The organism is Enterobacter sp. 6722112 (genome assembly GCF_058661685.1).
This window is the reverse complement of the sequence record NZ_JBZWGR010000004.1, coordinates 40,250-56,208: the sequence shown is the minus strand read 5'-3', so window position 1 is coordinate 56,208 and position 15,959 is coordinate 40,250. Positions and strand designations below refer to the sequence as shown.

The 15,959-nt window shown below is 48.5% G+C and carries 14 protein-coding genes and 6 pseudogenes; 12 read left to right on the top strand and 8 right to left on the bottom strand.

Features of this window, described 5'->3' with window-relative positions; genetic code table 11:
- The first annotated feature begins 6 nt into the window (after positions 1-6).
- From AC4OVU_RS00705 to AC4OVU_RS00670, 8 genes and pseudogenes are all read left to right on the top strand, one after another.
- Entirely contained in the window at positions 7-1,155 is a 1,149-nt protein-coding gene (locus AC4OVU_RS00705) for a glycosyltransferase family 4 protein (RefSeq protein ID WP_491928578.1), read from the top strand.
- 313 nt (positions 1,156-1,468) lie between these two features.
- Complete coding sequence (locus tag AC4OVU_RS00700) at positions 1,469-2,635, top strand: nucleotide sugar dehydrogenase (RefSeq protein WP_491928577.1); 1,167 nt, start codon at positions 1,469-1,471, stop codon at positions 2,633-2,635.
- A 30-nt stretch (positions 2,636-2,665) separates the two neighbouring features.
- Entirely contained in the window at positions 2,666-3,547 is an 882-nt protein-coding gene (gene galU, locus AC4OVU_RS00695) for a UTP--glucose-1-phosphate uridylyltransferase GalU (protein ID WP_491928576.1), read from the top strand.
- 462 nt (positions 3,548-4,009) lie between these two features.
- Positions 4,010-4,211 (top strand): annotated as a pseudogene (locus AC4OVU_RS00690) (UDP-glucose 6-dehydrogenase); the annotation flags it as partial.
- Positions 4,212-4,274: 63 nt separating this feature from the next.
- Positions 4,275-4,988, top strand: a pseudogene (locus AC4OVU_RS00685) (IS5-like element IS5 family transposase); the annotation flags it as partial.
- Between the two features lie 174 nt (positions 4,989-5,162).
- On the top strand, positions 5,163-6,302 hold the full coding sequence (locus AC4OVU_RS00680; protein ID WP_024250307.1) for an ISAs1 family transposase: 1,140 nt from the start codon (positions 5,163-5,165) through the stop codon (positions 6,300-6,302).
- 7 nt (positions 6,303-6,309) lie between these two features.
- Positions 6,310-6,588, top strand: a pseudogene (locus AC4OVU_RS00675) (IS5/IS1182 family transposase); the annotation flags it as partial.
- Positions 6,589-6,858: 270 nt separating this feature from the next.
- A pseudogene (locus tag AC4OVU_RS00670) lies at positions 6,859-6,984 on the top strand (sugar phosphate nucleotidyltransferase); the annotation flags it as partial.
- 6 nt (positions 6,985-6,990) lie between these two features.
- Here AC4OVU_RS00670 and AC4OVU_RS00665 read toward each other — a convergent pair.
- The 3 genes from AC4OVU_RS00665 to AC4OVU_RS00655 all read right to left on the bottom strand — a co-directional run bounded on the left by AC4OVU_RS00665 (position 6,991) and on the right by AC4OVU_RS00655 (position 9,230).
- Positions 6,991-7,688 (bottom strand): IS1 family transposase gene (locus AC4OVU_RS00665; RefSeq protein ID WP_491928575.1). Its coding sequence is split into 2 segments (ribosomal slippage): positions 6,991-7,439 and positions 7,439-7,688, totalling 699 coding nucleotides; the frame shifts between segments, so codons are not numbered across the junction.
- A gap of 249 nt (positions 7,689-7,937) precedes the next feature.
- Positions 7,938-8,717, bottom strand: a complete 780-nt coding sequence (locus AC4OVU_RS00660; protein WP_104772726.1) for a hypothetical protein — start codon at positions 8,715-8,717, stop codon at positions 7,938-7,940.
- 12 nt (positions 8,718-8,729) lie between these two features.
- Positions 8,730-9,230, bottom strand: a complete 501-nt coding sequence (locus AC4OVU_RS00655) for a HEPN family nuclease (RefSeq protein WP_063091377.1) — start codon at positions 9,228-9,230, stop codon at positions 8,730-8,732.
- A 249-nt stretch (positions 9,231-9,479) separates the two neighbouring features.
- Here AC4OVU_RS00655 and AC4OVU_RS00650 point away from each other — a divergent pair, with 249 nt between their 5' ends.
- The gene (locus AC4OVU_RS00650) at positions 9,480-9,728 is read left to right on the top strand and encodes a hypothetical protein (RefSeq protein WP_392503318.1); all 249 of its coding nucleotides are present in this window, start codon (positions 9,480-9,482) and stop codon (positions 9,726-9,728) included.
- Complete coding sequence (locus tag AC4OVU_RS00645; protein WP_491928574.1) at positions 9,725-10,711, top strand: hypothetical protein; 987 nt, start codon at positions 9,725-9,727, stop codon at positions 10,709-10,711. The genes AC4OVU_RS00650 and AC4OVU_RS00645 overlap by 4 nt, the downstream gene beginning before the upstream one ends.
- A gap of 202 nt (positions 10,712-10,913) precedes the next feature.
- Here AC4OVU_RS00645 and AC4OVU_RS00640 read toward each other — a convergent pair whose 3' ends face one another.
- Both AC4OVU_RS00640 and AC4OVU_RS00635 read right to left on the bottom strand, forming a co-directional pair.
- The gene (locus AC4OVU_RS00640) at positions 10,914-11,444 is read right to left on the bottom strand and encodes a GNAT family N-acetyltransferase (protein WP_016479963.1); all 531 of its coding nucleotides are present in this window, start codon (positions 11,442-11,444) and stop codon (positions 10,914-10,916) included.
- A gap of 3 nt (positions 11,445-11,447) precedes the next feature.
- Positions 11,448-11,717, bottom strand: a complete 270-nt coding sequence (locus AC4OVU_RS00635) for a type II toxin-antitoxin system TacA family antitoxin (protein WP_022652312.1) — start codon at positions 11,715-11,717, stop codon at positions 11,448-11,450.
- A gap of 324 nt (positions 11,718-12,041) precedes the next feature.
- Here AC4OVU_RS00635 and AC4OVU_RS00630 point away from each other — a divergent pair.
- Positions 12,042-12,956 (top strand): annotated as a pseudogene (locus AC4OVU_RS00630) (RepB family plasmid replication initiator protein); the annotation flags it as partial.
- A gap of 324 nt (positions 12,957-13,280) precedes the next feature.
- On the opposite strand, the gene AC4OVU_RS00625 reads toward AC4OVU_RS00630, so the two are convergent.
- The gene (locus AC4OVU_RS00625) at positions 13,281-14,021 is read right to left on the bottom strand and encodes a tyrosine-type recombinase/integrase (protein WP_097502822.1); all 741 of its coding nucleotides are present in this window, start codon (positions 14,019-14,021) and stop codon (positions 13,281-13,283) included.
- On the opposite strand from AC4OVU_RS00625, the gene AC4OVU_RS00620 reads away from it, so the two are divergent.
- On the top strand, positions 13,921-14,166 hold the full coding sequence (locus tag AC4OVU_RS00620; protein WP_491928589.1) for a hypothetical protein: 246 nt from the start codon (positions 13,921-13,923) through the stop codon (positions 14,164-14,166). The genes AC4OVU_RS00625 and AC4OVU_RS00620 overlap by 101 nt on opposite strands.
- Positions 14,167-14,382: 216 nt before the next feature.
- Here AC4OVU_RS00620 and AC4OVU_RS00615 read toward each other — a convergent pair.
- Positions 14,383-14,541: pseudogene (locus AC4OVU_RS00615) on the bottom strand (type II toxin-antitoxin system RelE/ParE family toxin); the annotation flags it as partial.
- Positions 14,542-14,726: 185 nt separating this feature from the next.
- A protein-coding gene (locus tag AC4OVU_RS00610) for an IS3 family transposase (protein WP_089617520.1) occupies positions 14,727-15,934 on the bottom strand; the annotation gives its coding sequence in 2 pieces (ribosomal slippage) (positions 14,727-15,613 and positions 15,613-15,934; 1,209 coding nt in all).
- Between the last annotated feature and the right edge of the window lie 25 nt (positions 15,935-15,959).

The window sequence follows — 15,959 nt, the reverse complement described above, 5'->3', positions numbered from 1 at the left end:
AGTAAAATGCAAACGGTTGCGATTTCAGCGAATACTAGTTGGTATTTATATAATTTTAGGAGAAATACAATAACAGCATTGCTAGGTGCTGGTTATAACGTTGTGGCGATAGCTCCTAAAGACGATTATTCACCAAAGCTCGAAGCATTAGGAGCTGGGTTTTGTAATATCGACATTGACCAAGGTGGGACAAATCCGATTAAAGATATCGGTACGTTCTTCTCCTTTATTAAAATCTTTAAGAGTGTGAAACCTGATGTGTTACTTAACTTCACTCCTAAGAACAACATATACGGTACGTTAGCTGGGCATTTTGTCGGGTCTAAATCAGTGAACAATATTGCTGGTTTGGGTATGGTTTTCATTAATGAATCCATTACTGCAAAGTTAGCTCGTTTTCTTTACAAAGTTAGTCAACGCAAAGCCGATAAGATCTTCTTCCAAAATGAAGATGATAGGAAGCTATTCTTAGATAACAAACTTGCAGATGTTTCGATTACCGATAGGTTACCAGGCTCTGGTGTAGATTTAACTCGTTTTACTCTTCAGTCAACTGCTGACGATGGCGTTGTCCGGTTTTTATTAATTGCTCGTATGCTCTATGACAAAGGTATTGGGCATTACGTCGACGCTGCTAGAACACTTAAAGCTAAGTATGGCTTCGGTGTTGAGTTTCAACTACTCGGTTTTGTTGGAGTAAATAATCCGTCAGCTGTCACCGAATCTGAAATGCAAGCATGGGTTGATGAGGGTATTGTGAATTACCTTGGCGTATCTGATAGCGTTGAAGAGGATATCGCGAAAGTTGATTGTATTGTATTGCCATCCTTCTACCGCGAAGGCGTTCCTAAGTCGTTGCTTGAAGCCGGAGCTATGGGCAAACCTATTGTAACTACCGATAATGTTGGCTGCCGCGAAACTGTTGATGATGGCATAAACGGTTACCTGTGTGAGTTACGCAGTACAGAGAGCTTGGCTGAAAAATTGGAATTAATGATTCAAATGACTCATGAGCAACGCTTAGATATGGGGCGTCAAAGTCGCTTGAAGATTGAACGTGAGTTTGATGAGCAGATAGTGATTCATAAATACCTTAATGCGGTCAAAGAATGTTTGGAAGATAAAGAGTACGAATTTGTAGAAGAACACAAATAGCGTCATAACCCCATTGGGAGTGCTCCTTGTGATCGTTTCTTGTTATAAACGAAGAGTCGGTTACTCGTCTAGTCATTGTGCCTTAGAGTAAGACGATTTGAGACACTTTATGAGGTTGTCGTTGCTCCCCAATATGTCATTTCTGCAGCGATTGATTACTGGCGCTACAGGAAGCCCGTCCCCATTTATTGGTAATCTAAGTGGTTCGTTGTAATCACGATGGTCAAATGTTATCCCGCTGCTTTCACGGGATCTCAATATATCTCGTAAGAAAAAACATATAAAAAGTTAAACAGGTTTGGACTAGGAAAAAATGAAAATTGCTATTGCCGGCACAGGCTACGTAGGCTTATCAAACGCGATGTTACTCGCGCAGCATCATGAAGTGGTTGCTTTAGATGTTATCCAAGAAAAAGTACAACGATTAAACGACAAGATATCTCCGATTGTGGATGTTGAGATAGAAGACTTTTTGGCGAATAAGCCACTCGATCTTTACGCTACTTTGGATAAAGAGCTCGCGTATAAAAATGCGGATTTTGTCGTGATTGCAACGCCGACCGATTATGACGTTAAAACCAACTACTTTAATACCTCGTCAGTCGAATCAGTGATTAAAGATGTGATGGAAATTAATCCAGAAGCGGTTATGGTGATTAAATCGACGGTTCCGGTTGGTTACACGGCTCGTATTAAAGAGGAACTCGGTTGTGAAAACCTGATGTTCTCTCCGGAGTTTTTGCGTGAAGGCCGCGCGTTATATGACAACCTTCACCCTTCTCGTATTATCGTGGGTGAAAGAAGTGAACGTGCTAAGGTATTCGCAGGTTTATTAGTTGAAGGTGCGGTGAAAGAGAATATTGAAGTTCTATTCACGGATTCCACTGAAGCTGAAGCGGTTAAGCTATTTTCTAATACCTACCTTGCGTTACGTGTGGCGTATTTCAATGAGTTAGATTCCTATGCTGAAACTCATGGCCTGAATGCCCGCCAAATTATTGAAGGTGTGAGCTTAGACCCGCGTATTGGTAATCACTATAACAATCCATCGTTTGGTTACGGCGGCTATTGTTTACCCAAAGATACTAAGCAACTGCGCGCTAATTACGCGGAAGTACCAAACAATATTATTGGCGCGATTGTCGATGCGAATACCACCCGTAAGGATTTCATCGCGGATTCTATTATAAAACGTAACCCGAAACGTGTCGGTATTTATCGCCTTGTAATGAAAGCGGGGTCTGATAATTTCCGTGCATCTTCGATTCAAGGGGTGATGAAGCGTCTGAAAGCGAAAGGTATTGAAGTGGTGGTTTATGAGCCAGTACTGAAAGAAACAACGTTTTTCAACTCGCTGGTTCTTACCGATCTGGAGCAATTCAAGTCGGCTTGTGATGTGATTGTATCTAACCGTATGGTGGATGAAATCAGTGATGTCGCAGAGAAGGTTTATACTCGCGACTTATTTGGCAACGACTAATACAAAAACAAACAGTTGGCTAGAAAAATTATGATTAAAAAATGTCTATTCCCGGCCGCAGGATATGGGACTCGCTTTCTTCCTGCGACGAAATCCATGCCAAAGGAAATGATGCCAGTGGTGAACAAGCCGCTGATTGAATACGGTGTGGAAGAAGCGATTCAAGCGGGTATGACTGATATGTGCGTGGTTACCGGCCGCGGTAAGCATGCGTTGATGGATCACTTCGATAAGAACTATGAACTCGAGCATCAAATTAGCGGTACCAGCAAAGAATCCCTGCTAACGGATATTCGTTCACTGATTGATACGGCAAGCTTTACTTACATTCGTCAAAGTGAAATGAAAGGGTTAGGGCACGCGATTTTAACGGGGCGTCCATTAGTCGGTGATAATCCATTTGCCGTAGTCTTGGCGGATGATCTCTGTGTCAATCCAGACCAAGGTGTTTTGGCTCAAATGAAGGCGTTGTACAATCAGTTCCGATGCTCAATCGTTGCTGTACAAGAAGTACCAGAATCTGAAACCCATAAGTATGGTGTGATTTCTGGTGAAATGATCAAAGACGATTTATTCCGTGTGGATGACATGGTCGAAAAACCGGAAGCCGGAACGGCGCCGAGTAATTTGGCGATCATCGGTCGTTATATTTTAACGCCAGATATTTTTGAGCTGATCGAACAAACCGAACCTGGCAAGGGTGGTGAAATCCAAATTACGGATGCGCTGCTGAAACAGGCGAAATCTGGCTGTGTGTTGGCGTATAAATTTAAAGGTCAACGTTTCGATTGCGGTAGTGTGGAAGGCTATATTGAAGCCACCAATTATTGCTATGAAAACATTTATAAGCAGCCTTCGGCAACGACGCCTCAGAAAACGGAGCAAAAGGTGCTTGAGGCTGAAGTCGCCTAATTCTATTCAGAGCGCCGACTTAACGGTTGGTGCTCTCTCTTCTTTATCTCCTTCCTCCTTCCTCTCTTTTTGTGGGCCATCGGATCTCGCTGCGCTTTCTATCGCACTGTTACCTCTGTTTTTTGAGGGGTACCAGCCATGCCCAACTTGAACCCCAATCGTCATCACTATTGGGGATGATCCTCGTGATCCTTCTTTATTTAAAATAAACAGAGTGTTACTAGGAGCTGTGTCTCAGCATAAGACGATTTTGAGACACTTTGCTGTGAGACTTTTTAATTTCCCCAATAGGTAAACTCGGCAGCGGTGGTTATCTTGTTCTGGATTACGCAAACATTTATCGTTAATCGATCTTAAAGGTGTGGCTCCATCAATACGCCGACAAGGATTGTTGGAGAGTCAGTATGGCTATCAATAATTATTTAAACATCAAATAAAATTTAATCAGGTATGGACTAGAAAATGAAAATTGCTATAGCCGGGACAGGCTACGTAGGCATTATCAAATGCAATGTTATTAGCGCAGAAGCACGAAGTAGTTGCGCTCGACGTTATTGAAGAAAAAGTACGGCTATTGAATGACAGAAAATCTCCGATTGTTGATGTAGAAATCGAAGACTTTTTGGCGAACAAACCGCTGAACTTTGTCGCCACTCTAGGGAAGGTGCGAACAAGTCCCTGATATGAGATCATGTTTGTCATCTGGAGCCATGGAACAGGGTTCATCATGAGTCATCAACTTACCTTCGCCGACAGTGAATTCAGCAGTAAGCGCCGTCAGACCAGAAAAGAGATTTTCTTGTCCCGCATGGAGCAGATTCTGCCATGGCAAAACATGGTGGAAGTCATCGAGCCGTTTTACCCCAAGGCTGGTAATGGCCGGCGACCTTATCCGCTGGAAACCATGCTACGCATTCACTGCATGCAGCATTGGTACAACCTGAGCGATGGCGCGATGGAAGATGCTCTGTACGAAATCGCCTCCATGCGTCTGTTTGCCCGGTTATCCCTGGATAGCGCCTTGCCGGACCGCACCACCATCATGAATTTCCGCCACCTGCTGGAGCAGCATCAACTGGCCCGCCAATTGTTCAAGACCATCAATCGCTGGCTGGCCGAAGCAGGCGTCATGATGACTCAAGGCACCTTGGTCGATGCCACCATCATTGAGGCACCCAGCTCGACCAAGAACAAAGAGCAGCAACGCGATCCGGAGATGCATCAGACCAAGAAAGGCAATCAGTGGCACTTTGGCATGAAGGCCCACATTGGTGTCGATGCCAAGAGTGGCCTGACCCACAGCCTGGTCACCACCGCGGCCAACGAGCATGACCTCAATCAGCTGGGTAATCTGCTGCATGGAGAGGAGCAATTTGTCTCAGCCGATGCCGGCTACCAAGGGGCGCCACAGCGCGAGGAGCTGGCCGAGGTGGATGTGGACTCAGGGAAAATTCATGAACATGCCCGTATTTACAGGCTTCGTAGTGTAGCAGGTTCTCAAATTTTGAACTTTATGAGTTAGCGCTATCACACAACAATCAATTATCCGATGATCGATTTGTAGATCATTTTCAGTGTTTTCTAATACCTCCATAGACAAATTGGAGGTCCAACGATGAGTAACCAGCACCCATTTATGCATTTCGATGCCATCCCAGATTATCGCCAACAAGGTAAAGTCGAGCACAAGTTAACTGATATCATTTTGTTAACAATTTGCGCGGTGCTTTCCGGTCAAGATGACTGGAAAGCTATCCATCTTTACGGCACTAGATGGTTAGATTTTCTCAAACGCTTTGGTGATTTTAGTCATGGTGTTCCCTCTGCCATTACCATTGCAAGAGTGATGGGAATGATTAGCGCGACACGCTTACAAAAGTGTTTTATCGAATGGATGAAATCCTGCTGTGAACTGACGGACGGTGAAGTGATCGCCATAGACGGTAAAACCGTGCGTGGCTCTTATGATGATTCCCGTGGGCTTGGTGCTATCCATATGGTTAATGCGTTTGCGACAGAGAATGGCGTGTGCCTTGGACAACATAAAGTTTACGAGAAGTCCAATGAGATAACCGCTATCCCTGAGTTGCTTCAACTGCTTGATATATCGGGTTGTTTAGTCACAATTGATGCGATGGGATGCCAAAAGAAAATCGCGCAAAAGATCCTTGAAAAAAACGCTGATTACTTGCTGGCCGTGAAAGGAAATCAAGGCCGACTTGAGCAAGCTTTTGATAACTATTTTGATATGAGCATGCTGCAAAAACATGATGGTGATTCTTACAGTACCCAAGAAAAATCGCGAGGCAGACAGGAAACACGACTGGCTTTAGTGAATGAAGATTTAAGTGTTTTGGGCGATCTTGAGTTTGATTGGCCAGGGCTAAAAACGATGGGAATTGTGGTATCGATTAGACAAGAATCAGCAGTGGCCCAAGAGTCAGAAGTAACGGTGCGATATTATATTAGTTCGAAAGCGCTCAGTGCTAAAGAATTGTTAAATGCTTCACGCTCGCACTGGTTAGTCGAGTCGATGCATTGGATGTTGGATACTGCATTTGGTGAAGATGCTTGCCGTAAACGAGCGGAAGAACGAGCAGAGAATTTCGCAAGGATCAGACAGATGTGTTTAAACATGCTAAAAAGTGAAACGACACTAAAAGCGAGTATTAAACACAAAAGAGCGATGTGCGCGATGGATCCGGAGTACCTTTTGAAGGTTCTGGGAAGCCTTTATTTACGGGAATGTTCATGATTTTTCCGTGGATGTGGACTGGCTGATCGCCGAGCGCCCCGGCAAGGTAAGAACCTTGAAACAGCATCCACGCAAGAACAAAACGGCCATCAACATCGAATACATGAAAGCCAGCATCCGGGCCAGGGTGGAGCACCCATTTCGCATCATCAAGCGACAGTTCGGCTTCGTGAAAGCCAGATACAAGGGGTTGCTGAAAAACGATAACCAACTGGCGATGTTATTCACGCTGGCCAACCTGTTTCGGGCGGACCAAATGATACGTCAGTGGGAGAGATCTCACTAAAAACTGGGAATAACGCCTTAAATGGCGAAGAAACGGTCTAAATAGGCTGATTCAAGGCATTTACGGGAGAAAAAACGGCTCAAACATGAAGAAATGAAATGACTGAGTCAGCCGAGAAGAATTTCCCCGCTTATTCGCACCTTCCCTAATCGTGGGGGCAGGTCAGAATGGTCGATGAAATCCGTGATGTTGCGGACAAAGTTTATACACGCGACCTGTTTGGTAACGATTAATAATTAAAAGAAATAATAGTTTTCTTGGTAAATCATAATGATTAAAAAATGTCTATTCCCAGCTGCTGGATATGGAACACGTTTTCTTCCTGCAACGAAATCCATGCCAAAAGAAATGATGCCCGTGGTCAACAAACCGCTAATTGAATATGGCGGTAATGACTCCAACTTATTGATATTGTTTTATGTTCAGATAATGCCCGATGACTTTGTCATGCAGCTCCACCGATTTTGAGAACGACAGCGACTTCCGTCCCAGCCGTGCCAGGTGCTGCCTCAGATTCAGGTTATGCCGCTCAATTCGCTGCGTATATCGCTTGCTGATTACGTGCAGCTTTCCCTTCAGGCGGGATTCATACAGCGGCCAGCCATCCGTCATCCATACCACGACCTCAAAGGCCGACAGCAGGCTCAGAAGACGCTCCAGTGTGGCCAGAGTGCGTTCACCGAAGACGTGCGCCACAACCGTCCTCCGTATCCTGTCATACGCGTAAAACAGCCAGCGCTGACGTGATTTAGCACCGACGTAGCCCCACTGTTCGTCCATTTCCGCGCAGACGATGACGTCACTGCCCGGCTGTATGCGCGAGGTTACCGACTGCGGCCTGAGTTTTTTAAATGGCGGAAAATCGTGTTGAGGCCAACGCCCATAATGCGGGCGGTTGCCCGGCATCCAACGCCATTCATGGCCATATCAATGATTTTCTGGTGCGTACCGGGTTGAGAAGCGGTGTAAGTGAACTGCAGTTGCCATGTTTTACGGCAGTGAGAGCAGAGATAGCGCTGATGTCCGGCAGTGCTTTTGCCGTTACGCACCACCCCGTCAGTAGCTGAACAGGAGGGACAGCTGATAGAAACAGAAGCCACGGGAGCACCTCAAAAACACCATCATACACTAAATCAGTAAGTTGGAAGCATCACCGTCACACTGCGTATTTAATAATAACAATACACTCGAGCTGCTAAACAACAAAGCCTATGTTTTAGTTGAGAAATTACAGTAACTTAAAAGACATATATAAGGCTGTTTAGATTATCTGTCACAAACTAGTTTTTCCTGAATGAAACACTGTTACTTACAAACGTAGTATCGATGACAGGTACAACCCAAAAGATTCAGCCATCAAGCTCATGCAAATTCGTGAATTCAATGTTCACAATTTCACCGAGAGAAACAGATATACCATGTCGATCAATACCGAATAGTGCACCGCTATCCGGCGGCAATTCTCTAACGGACGTGTATCCGTAACTCAGCGCGGCTTCAAGCGCACCTTTTTCATACTCAATATCTGCCCTGAAACAGACGATGCAGGGTTTCAGTACCTTAAGATAATGTTCTGTAAGATCCTGCCCATACTTTTTCTGGAAAGCATTGCAGACATCCTCTACCAGCTCCGGTAGCCACAGATAATTGTGCTGCCAGAGTTTGCGGGCATGAAGATGAACCTCCCGAACAAGGTGACCGTATGGCCCCCAGTGCATTTTGTTTCTGGTGCGCATCCGGAAGAGATTATCAGGTACGCCAGCATGAAAATTCCAAGCCTGCAATTTCTCTTTGACCACAGCGTCTGGTGCGAGATTTACCAGCATATCCATCACCAGTGACTCAGTCTGGTTCAGCGGAAGTAAACCACTTTCAAAAGTATTGTCAGCTGATGTCCGGGTACCGTGAAACCAGTATGCGGTGGAGAACTTGCCCGGAGACCCCAGTTCCCTACATACGTACTCTCGCAGATATTGTTGCGAGTCGATCATAATGGAATGATCCGTCTCGTAAATCTGTTCAAGATCGAGAGATAACAAAACCTTTTTTAGCTGCATTACACTGCAACCAAAACCGGAAGAAAGTGAAAACAGCGCCTGAGATCGTGAGGAGCAATCGAGAATCAACATTGTGTAAATCCCTCACAAATCCAATACGTTAACAGCTGGGGCTCGACGGCGGGCCATATTGTCGAGCAGCTGGGTCGCATAATATTTCAGAAAGGGTAAAAGCTCCCGAGCGCTGAAGCTGGCGTAGACGTCCCCATCTCCCTGGGATTCTCTGAAAACAATCCAGTCTACAAGGTATGCATCGCTGGCTGACTCTACCTGGACACAGAAATGAGCCACTGAATTCCGCATCTTATGGATCAACTCCCGCAGGTTCATTTCCGGTCCGGGCAGTTGTGACTCATGTAATCCCATTTCAGCTTTAAGCTGCAGCGTTAAACGGTCGGCAGGCAGGAAAGAGAGCGCCCTCTCTTTCGGTAAGACGATAAGACCCAGAAGGCAATTCAGGGTCAACGTGTAGTTGTACTGCTCCCTGAATGGCTTGCCCTGCACCTCAATCATTTCGTTATATTGATCGATAAGCGCCAGTGTTCGCTGAACAAAATCGGTCTCAAAATCTGAATAATTTCCCATCTAACCCTCCCGTTCCGGTTCGAAAATCCACTATACCATCCGGTCAGCCTGACGGCTCTGGTACGACATTTCCGATTATTACTTTTTCCGGATCTACGTGCCGGGAAACTGGCAAAGGAAATGATTATCAAGCAATACACATAAAATCATACTGAGTATGATGTTTATCATTAATCATAAAATCATTTTAGATATGATTTTTCACTTCATCGGACATTTTCAGACGGAGTGTACAAGATGGATCACGAAATGACGTTTTCACTCAGCTATGAGCTGCTTTTGCAGGAAACGGAAGATCAGATTAAAAAATGCGATCTCCGCGAGGCTGGGCCTTACTACTTCCAGGAGCTGAACAAAGCCCGGGACTTCCTGGCTTTCTGGCACAGGCTGGCGCTGAAAGGGCAGACAGGAACACCAGATGCCCGTTCCTATGAGCGCATCGACGCCGACTGGGAGCGTCTGGACGCTCTTATCCGGAACGGGAGCAGCGCAACATGACCGAGGTCAACGCACGCCGTCCGTCACCGCTGCAGCGCCGGGTGCTGATTGTGCTGGCCGCTCTCGATGCGAAACGTCCAGGTCCGGTGGCCACGCGGGATATTGAGCGGATGCTGGCGCAGGGCGGGGACGCCCCGGTGTACGGGCCGAACCTGCGCGCCTCCTGCCGGCGTATGGAGGCCGCAGGCTGGCTGCGCACCCTGCGCGCCCCGAACCTGCAGCTGGCCGTCGAGCTGACAGGCGCCGGCCGTGCGCTGGCCGCTCCGCTTCTGGCTGACGAACAGGCGCGTGTCCTGGCGGAGCAACGCACGACGGAGGTCCGGGTTCTGCCCCTGGTCAGGATAAAGCCGGTATACGAGTCTGACAGGTTCGGTGACGACCGGCCGGTGGAGCTGGACGGTCGCTGGTACCTGGCGTGCCGGGGCGACTACGTTATCCGTCTCGTCGGCACCACCTGCCTGCAGCTGTGGAACGCGGCCGGGCAAGTGATGCGACAGGAAGGCGACCCCCTGCAGGTGGCTGAGTGGTTGCAGGCCTGTCACGATGCCGGCATTGATATCCGCCTGCAGATCAACGAAAGCACCGCGCCTGAACAGGGTACGCCAGTCCTGAAGAATGCAGAGTTTCCCGGCGGACAGGCTTCAGACACGACGGAAATCTGGTACCGGCACCTGCTCAGGGCACTGCGACAACACGATGTGCAAGGGCTATCCGCCACAAACCCGGAGCACCTTAAAGCAGTGAAGCCAGGCTGGCGTAATAAGGAACAACCGATACAGGAACGTTTTCTGGCGCTGGCTGAAGCGGTGGAGGGTACCCCTGGCGCCCTTCGCTCGGAACGCTATGAAGAGGATGACGGCCCTCTGCTGACCGCGATGCTGGACGGATTCGGGTTTACGTTGGACCAGGCTTGCCGGTTCATCCGTATTATCCGTTGGCCATTGATGAGTCAGGAAGAAACTGACCGGCGCGAGCTGGACTGAATGTCTGCATTGGCTCCTTATGACGGATGGATTCGGATTCTACAGTCCGCTCTCTTGTGAAGAAGCCACCCCAGCGCTGAATTATCTGGCTGGCTAATCGGGGCTAGATACCGCAGAAGAGCTGTTTCGGTAAAAATACTGTAATAGGACTAGGCCGCTTTACATAAGCGGTACGGCTTTACTGGATCAGTCTAAACCTGTTTTATTCATCATTTACTTCGAACAATTCTTCAATAGATTTTGTCGGGTAAAAGAGCGAGTTACAGTTTTCTTCCTTTAACTGAATGAAACCCAGTCGAAGGTAGAATTTTTTGGCGTTGTCGTTCAGCGCTTCCACGAACATTCCGTGTATACCCACAGCCTGCGAGGCCTGATACACGACTTTCATCGCATGGGTAACAAGTGTTTCTCCATATCCCTGGTGGTGAATGCTTTTATCAATTGCCAGACGGCCCAAAGTCACGCTCGGCACATTCTTGTAGGGTACACGCTTTTGTTGTGTTTTGCTGGGTAGAAGTATTTTCTCAAAGCAACTTCCTGATAGCGTGTAGTACCCCATCACACGCGGTTTATCCTCTCTCGTCACGAGAACATAACCACGTAAGATCTTACTGTTATGCTGCCGTTTCAGATGGTCAGTAAGAAAAGTATTCAGATACTCTTCTCCACAATCGAAGTTGCTTAATTCATATTCAACTTCCTCTGAAAAAATCTCAATCCTTAAACCCTCCATTTATTACTCCAGTTCCCGGAGACGGTTAGCGGCGCGTTTCAGCCGGTCATTCGGTGCTGGCGGATTAATGATTGCATCCATAACCAGGTTCCAAGACTCCTCATTGAGGAGCAGACGACGGTGCTGGTCAATAACTTCTGCAGCGCGTTCTGAGGCGGTACTGACCATGAACTGCGAAATTGACTGGTTAGTCATTGCTGCAGCTTCTTCGATCATGTGTTTGTCGTCTTCATTTAATCTCAGGTCAATGCGCTGCTTTTTCAGTGCTGACATGGTTTCTCTCCCAAGCCACTCTTTAATCTGAAAGAGCGGACAGTTTTGTTGAGTTCGGGACTTAAGGCGATAGTATGTACGGATGTATACCGTACAATTATAATAGAGTTATGGTATGCATGTTTCAACCACTAGTTGGCTGTGGATCCGGGTACAGCACGTAAAGGTGTAGAGAAAAACTTCTCGATGTTGATCGGTCAGGCTCAAATTACCGTTGCTGTGTCTGATCGGAAGAAACCAGAATCAAACTGTACTATGTAACCTCCGTATCATGGCTCTGAGAGAAGTGCAGTTTTGACATAGTCTGTATTGAGAAATGAATAGATCAGTGTGATGCGGCTCGGAGTGTTTGTCCCTACTCTCAAATCACTGAAAAACAGTAAAAAGAACACGCTTTCGCGTACTAATGCGACGGAAGAACTGACGCGTCTATCTCTCGCCAGAGCCGAAGGGTTTGATAAGGTGGAGATCACCGGTCCCCGCCTGGATATGGATAATGACTTCAAGACCTGGGTAGGGGTGATCCATTCCTTTGCACGCCATAAGGTTATCGGCGATAAGGTTGAACTGCCGTTTGTTGAGTTCGCCAAACTCTGTGGGATCCCCTCCAGTCAGTCATCACGCAAGCTCCGGGAGCGTATCAGCCCCTCGCTAAAACGTATCGCGGGTACCGTGATCTCGTTTTCCCGCACGACCGAAAGTCACACCAAAGAGTACATCACACACCTGGTGCAGTCGGCCTACTATGATACGGAGAAGGATATCGTCCAGTTGCAGGCCGATCCGCGCCTCTTTGAACTCTACCAGTTTGACCGTAAAGTCCTGCTGCAGCTCAAGGCCATCAATGCCCTGAAACGCCGGGAGTCCGCCCAGGCCCTTTATACCTTTATAGAGAGTCTGCCCCGGGATCCGGCACCGATATCTCTGGCGCGTCTGCGGGCCCGCCTGAACCTGAAATCCCCTGTGTTCTCGCAGAACCAGACAGTGAGACGTGCCATGGAGCAGCTCCGGGAGATTGGCTATCTGGATTACACTGAGATCCAGCGTGGCCGCACCAAACTTTTCTGTATTCACTACCGCCGGCCCAAGTTAAAGCCACCTCATGATGAGAGCGCGGAGAACCCACAGCTGCCTGCCGCACAGGGCGATGTCAGTGCGGAGATGGCCGAAAAACTGGCGCTTCTTGAGAAGCTGGGCATCACGCTTGATGACCTGGAAAAACTCTTCAAATCCCGCTGAACATAAGCTGTAGTGAGTAATCCATCTCTGTTTACTTACTACAGCTTATATTACTGCCTCTGGTGAGTGTTCTGCTCACTACAGCTTATATAAGCGGTGATGAGAGAAGCCCATACCGGAAGCATATCCTTCCTTGATCCACAAACTCATTCAGAATGGCATGCCTGTTACTGCCGGAGTCCTGCGGACCTGTCGTGCCCACCATAAACCAGTATCTGCTCACTATATCTTATGTTGCATGCTACAGTTTATTTCACTCACTACAGCTTATCTCCGGGAAGATTCACTCACCACAGCTTATATAAACTGTGGTGAGTGACGTTGTCACGTCAGAGGGGGGAGTGTCCGGAGGATCTGCGCGGCATCATGCCCGTCACCAGTGAACGGCACGGCCAGTGTGGCGGCCATATCCAGCGCGAATACCCGGGTATACACCTCCATGGAGCGCGGATCCTTGTGACCGGCCAGTGCCTGAATAACTTTCCGGGGCTGGCGGTGATAGAGCATGTGCATGATATAGCTGTGCCGGAAAGTATGCGGTGTCACCGGAATTGAAAAATGGACTCCGTCAGCTTCGGCCCGCTTCACGGCCTGCTTCAGCCAGTTACGCATGGTTTCATCGGTGACGGCCCACAGTGGTTCACGCCGGCGGGGACGGGTGGTGACCATCCAGCTCGCCATCTGCCTGACATAGCTTATATCGGTCAGCGGAACCAGACGGACCTCATCTTTCGGCGGGCGCCCGCGCCGGGCCCGTACTTTTTCAGACAGTACCCGTACAAAGGGTCGCAGCCCGTCGAGATCGAATGACTCCGGGGTGAGCGTCCGGGCTTCTCCGATACGGATGCCGGTGTTCCACATGGTGGCGAACAGCATGTGATGCCGCTGGTCAGGCATATACCAGAGGAGGGCACTCACTTCCGGCGCCAGCAGATAGGCCGGGGTGGCACCGGTGGAGGTGGCCATGCGTCGTAATGCCACGGCGGTTGCAAAATCAACGCCCGGGGCTATCGGCAACAACGAAACGCGTTCTGGTGAATTCTGCAGGGGAATGATGTTGTTCATCGGCTATTTTTCACGTAGCGCACGGCAGGTTTGGATACAGTTATTCTGGCCTGAAAGGCCCGATCCTGCCATCACAATAAATCGCAGCGCGCGGATCCTTTTGTTGTCTTATCCCGCATTATTGTGGGTAAAACCAAATACGTAAAGGATCCTTTTTCAGCGTCAATCCACGCTGAAGACAGTCATGACGCGGGCTGAGGGCCGTTTTACGGTTTTTGGGAGAAATGGGGTAATGCCAGGGCAAAGATGATCGCAAGGAAAGGAGAAGAATACACAGAGAGGAGAGTTGCGCTACGTGAATTCTGACCTGGTACACCCCTGTAACCCTGTCAGTTTTCACGTAGCGCAATGTGGTAACTGACTATTGCCAGTTGATATGACGGCCGGCATTCTGATGCTGACTTAATATACGGATAATAATAATTTCAGTATCTGTCTGCAGAAAAAAAATCATATGCCGCTCAACGGGTAGTGCGAATATGTATTCCCCCAGTTCAGGACGGGGAGTACCGATATTATGAGGGGTCTGACGCTCAGTGGAACGAAAACTCACGTTAAGCGATTGTGGCTGAGAAAAACCAAAGGATCCGGCGAGGATCCTTTGGTGTGCTGACATGACCAGTTTCTTTTGGGATATTTTTTCCCTGCATGAAGTCCTTTATGTCCTGTGATCTTGACCCTCCATCTCCGAACAGCTTTTGTATCTTAAGTTAACGATGTCCGCTGCCGCCGGTATTCCCTCGGGGAGTGATATCCCAGCGCGCTGTGCGGGTGGTTTTCATTGTAATGCGTGAACGCTACTGCAAGGTTTCGCAGTGCTGTTCTCACATCCGGTTTTGGCATGAACGCGATATAGTCTTCTTTCATCGTTTTCACGAACCGTTCGGCCATGCCATTACTCTGCGGGCTGCTCACCGCTGTTGTGCAGGGCTCCAGATTCAGCTCTCTCGCGAACCTCCGCGTTTCATACGCGGTATACGCTGAACCGTTATCCGTCAGCCACTGCACCGCTGTGTCGGGCAACCTGTCGCCGAAGCGCTTTTCCACCGACCTCAGCATCACATCCTGCACGGTCGAACTGTCATAGCCTCCCGTGCTTGCTGCCCAGTCTATGGCCTCACGGTCGCAGCAGTCCAGCGCGAACGTTACCCGCAGTTTTTCGCCGTTGTCGCAGCCGAACTCGAAGCCATCTGAACACCAGCGCATATCGCTTTCTGCCACCGCTATCTTGCCCTTATGTTCACGCTTCGGTCGCTCTGGTTTGTGATGCAACAACAACAGGTTATGCTCGCTCATTATCCTGTAAAGCCGTTTGGCATTCACAGGTGGCTGTCCCTCTGTGCGACGTTGCTTGCGCAGGATGCCCCACACGCGTCGATAACCATAACTCGGCATATCGCTGATAATGTTGAGGATAGCCGACAGTATTTCTGCGTCTGCTTCTTCATTACGCCGGTTACAGCGCCTGTCCTGCCAGTCGGCAGAACGGTTAATCCGCAGTGACAGTTGCGCACGCGACACGCCCATGGTCCGGCTGACCATGGCTATTCCCCGTCCTTTGGCAACAAGGGCGCGTGCGCTATCCATTTTCGCGACTGACCGTACTCCACGGCTTCTTTCAGGATCTCAACTTCCATCGTTTTCTTGCCCAGAAGGCGCTGAAGCTCCCGGACCTGCTTCAGAGCAGCAGTAAGCTCAGAAGCAGGAACGACTTCCTCTCCAGCCGCAACGGCGGTGAGGCTGCCTTCCTGATATTGCTTCTTCCACTTAAACAGCAGGCTGGGCTGGATACCATGCAGGCGGGCGACATGGGAGACATTCATACCCGGCTCCATCGTCTGCTGGATAATGGCGATCTTCTCCTGAGGAGTTTTACGTTTACGGACTTCTTGCCCTAACAGGATCCCGGTCATCTCAAAATTGGCGTTAGTGTTAGAC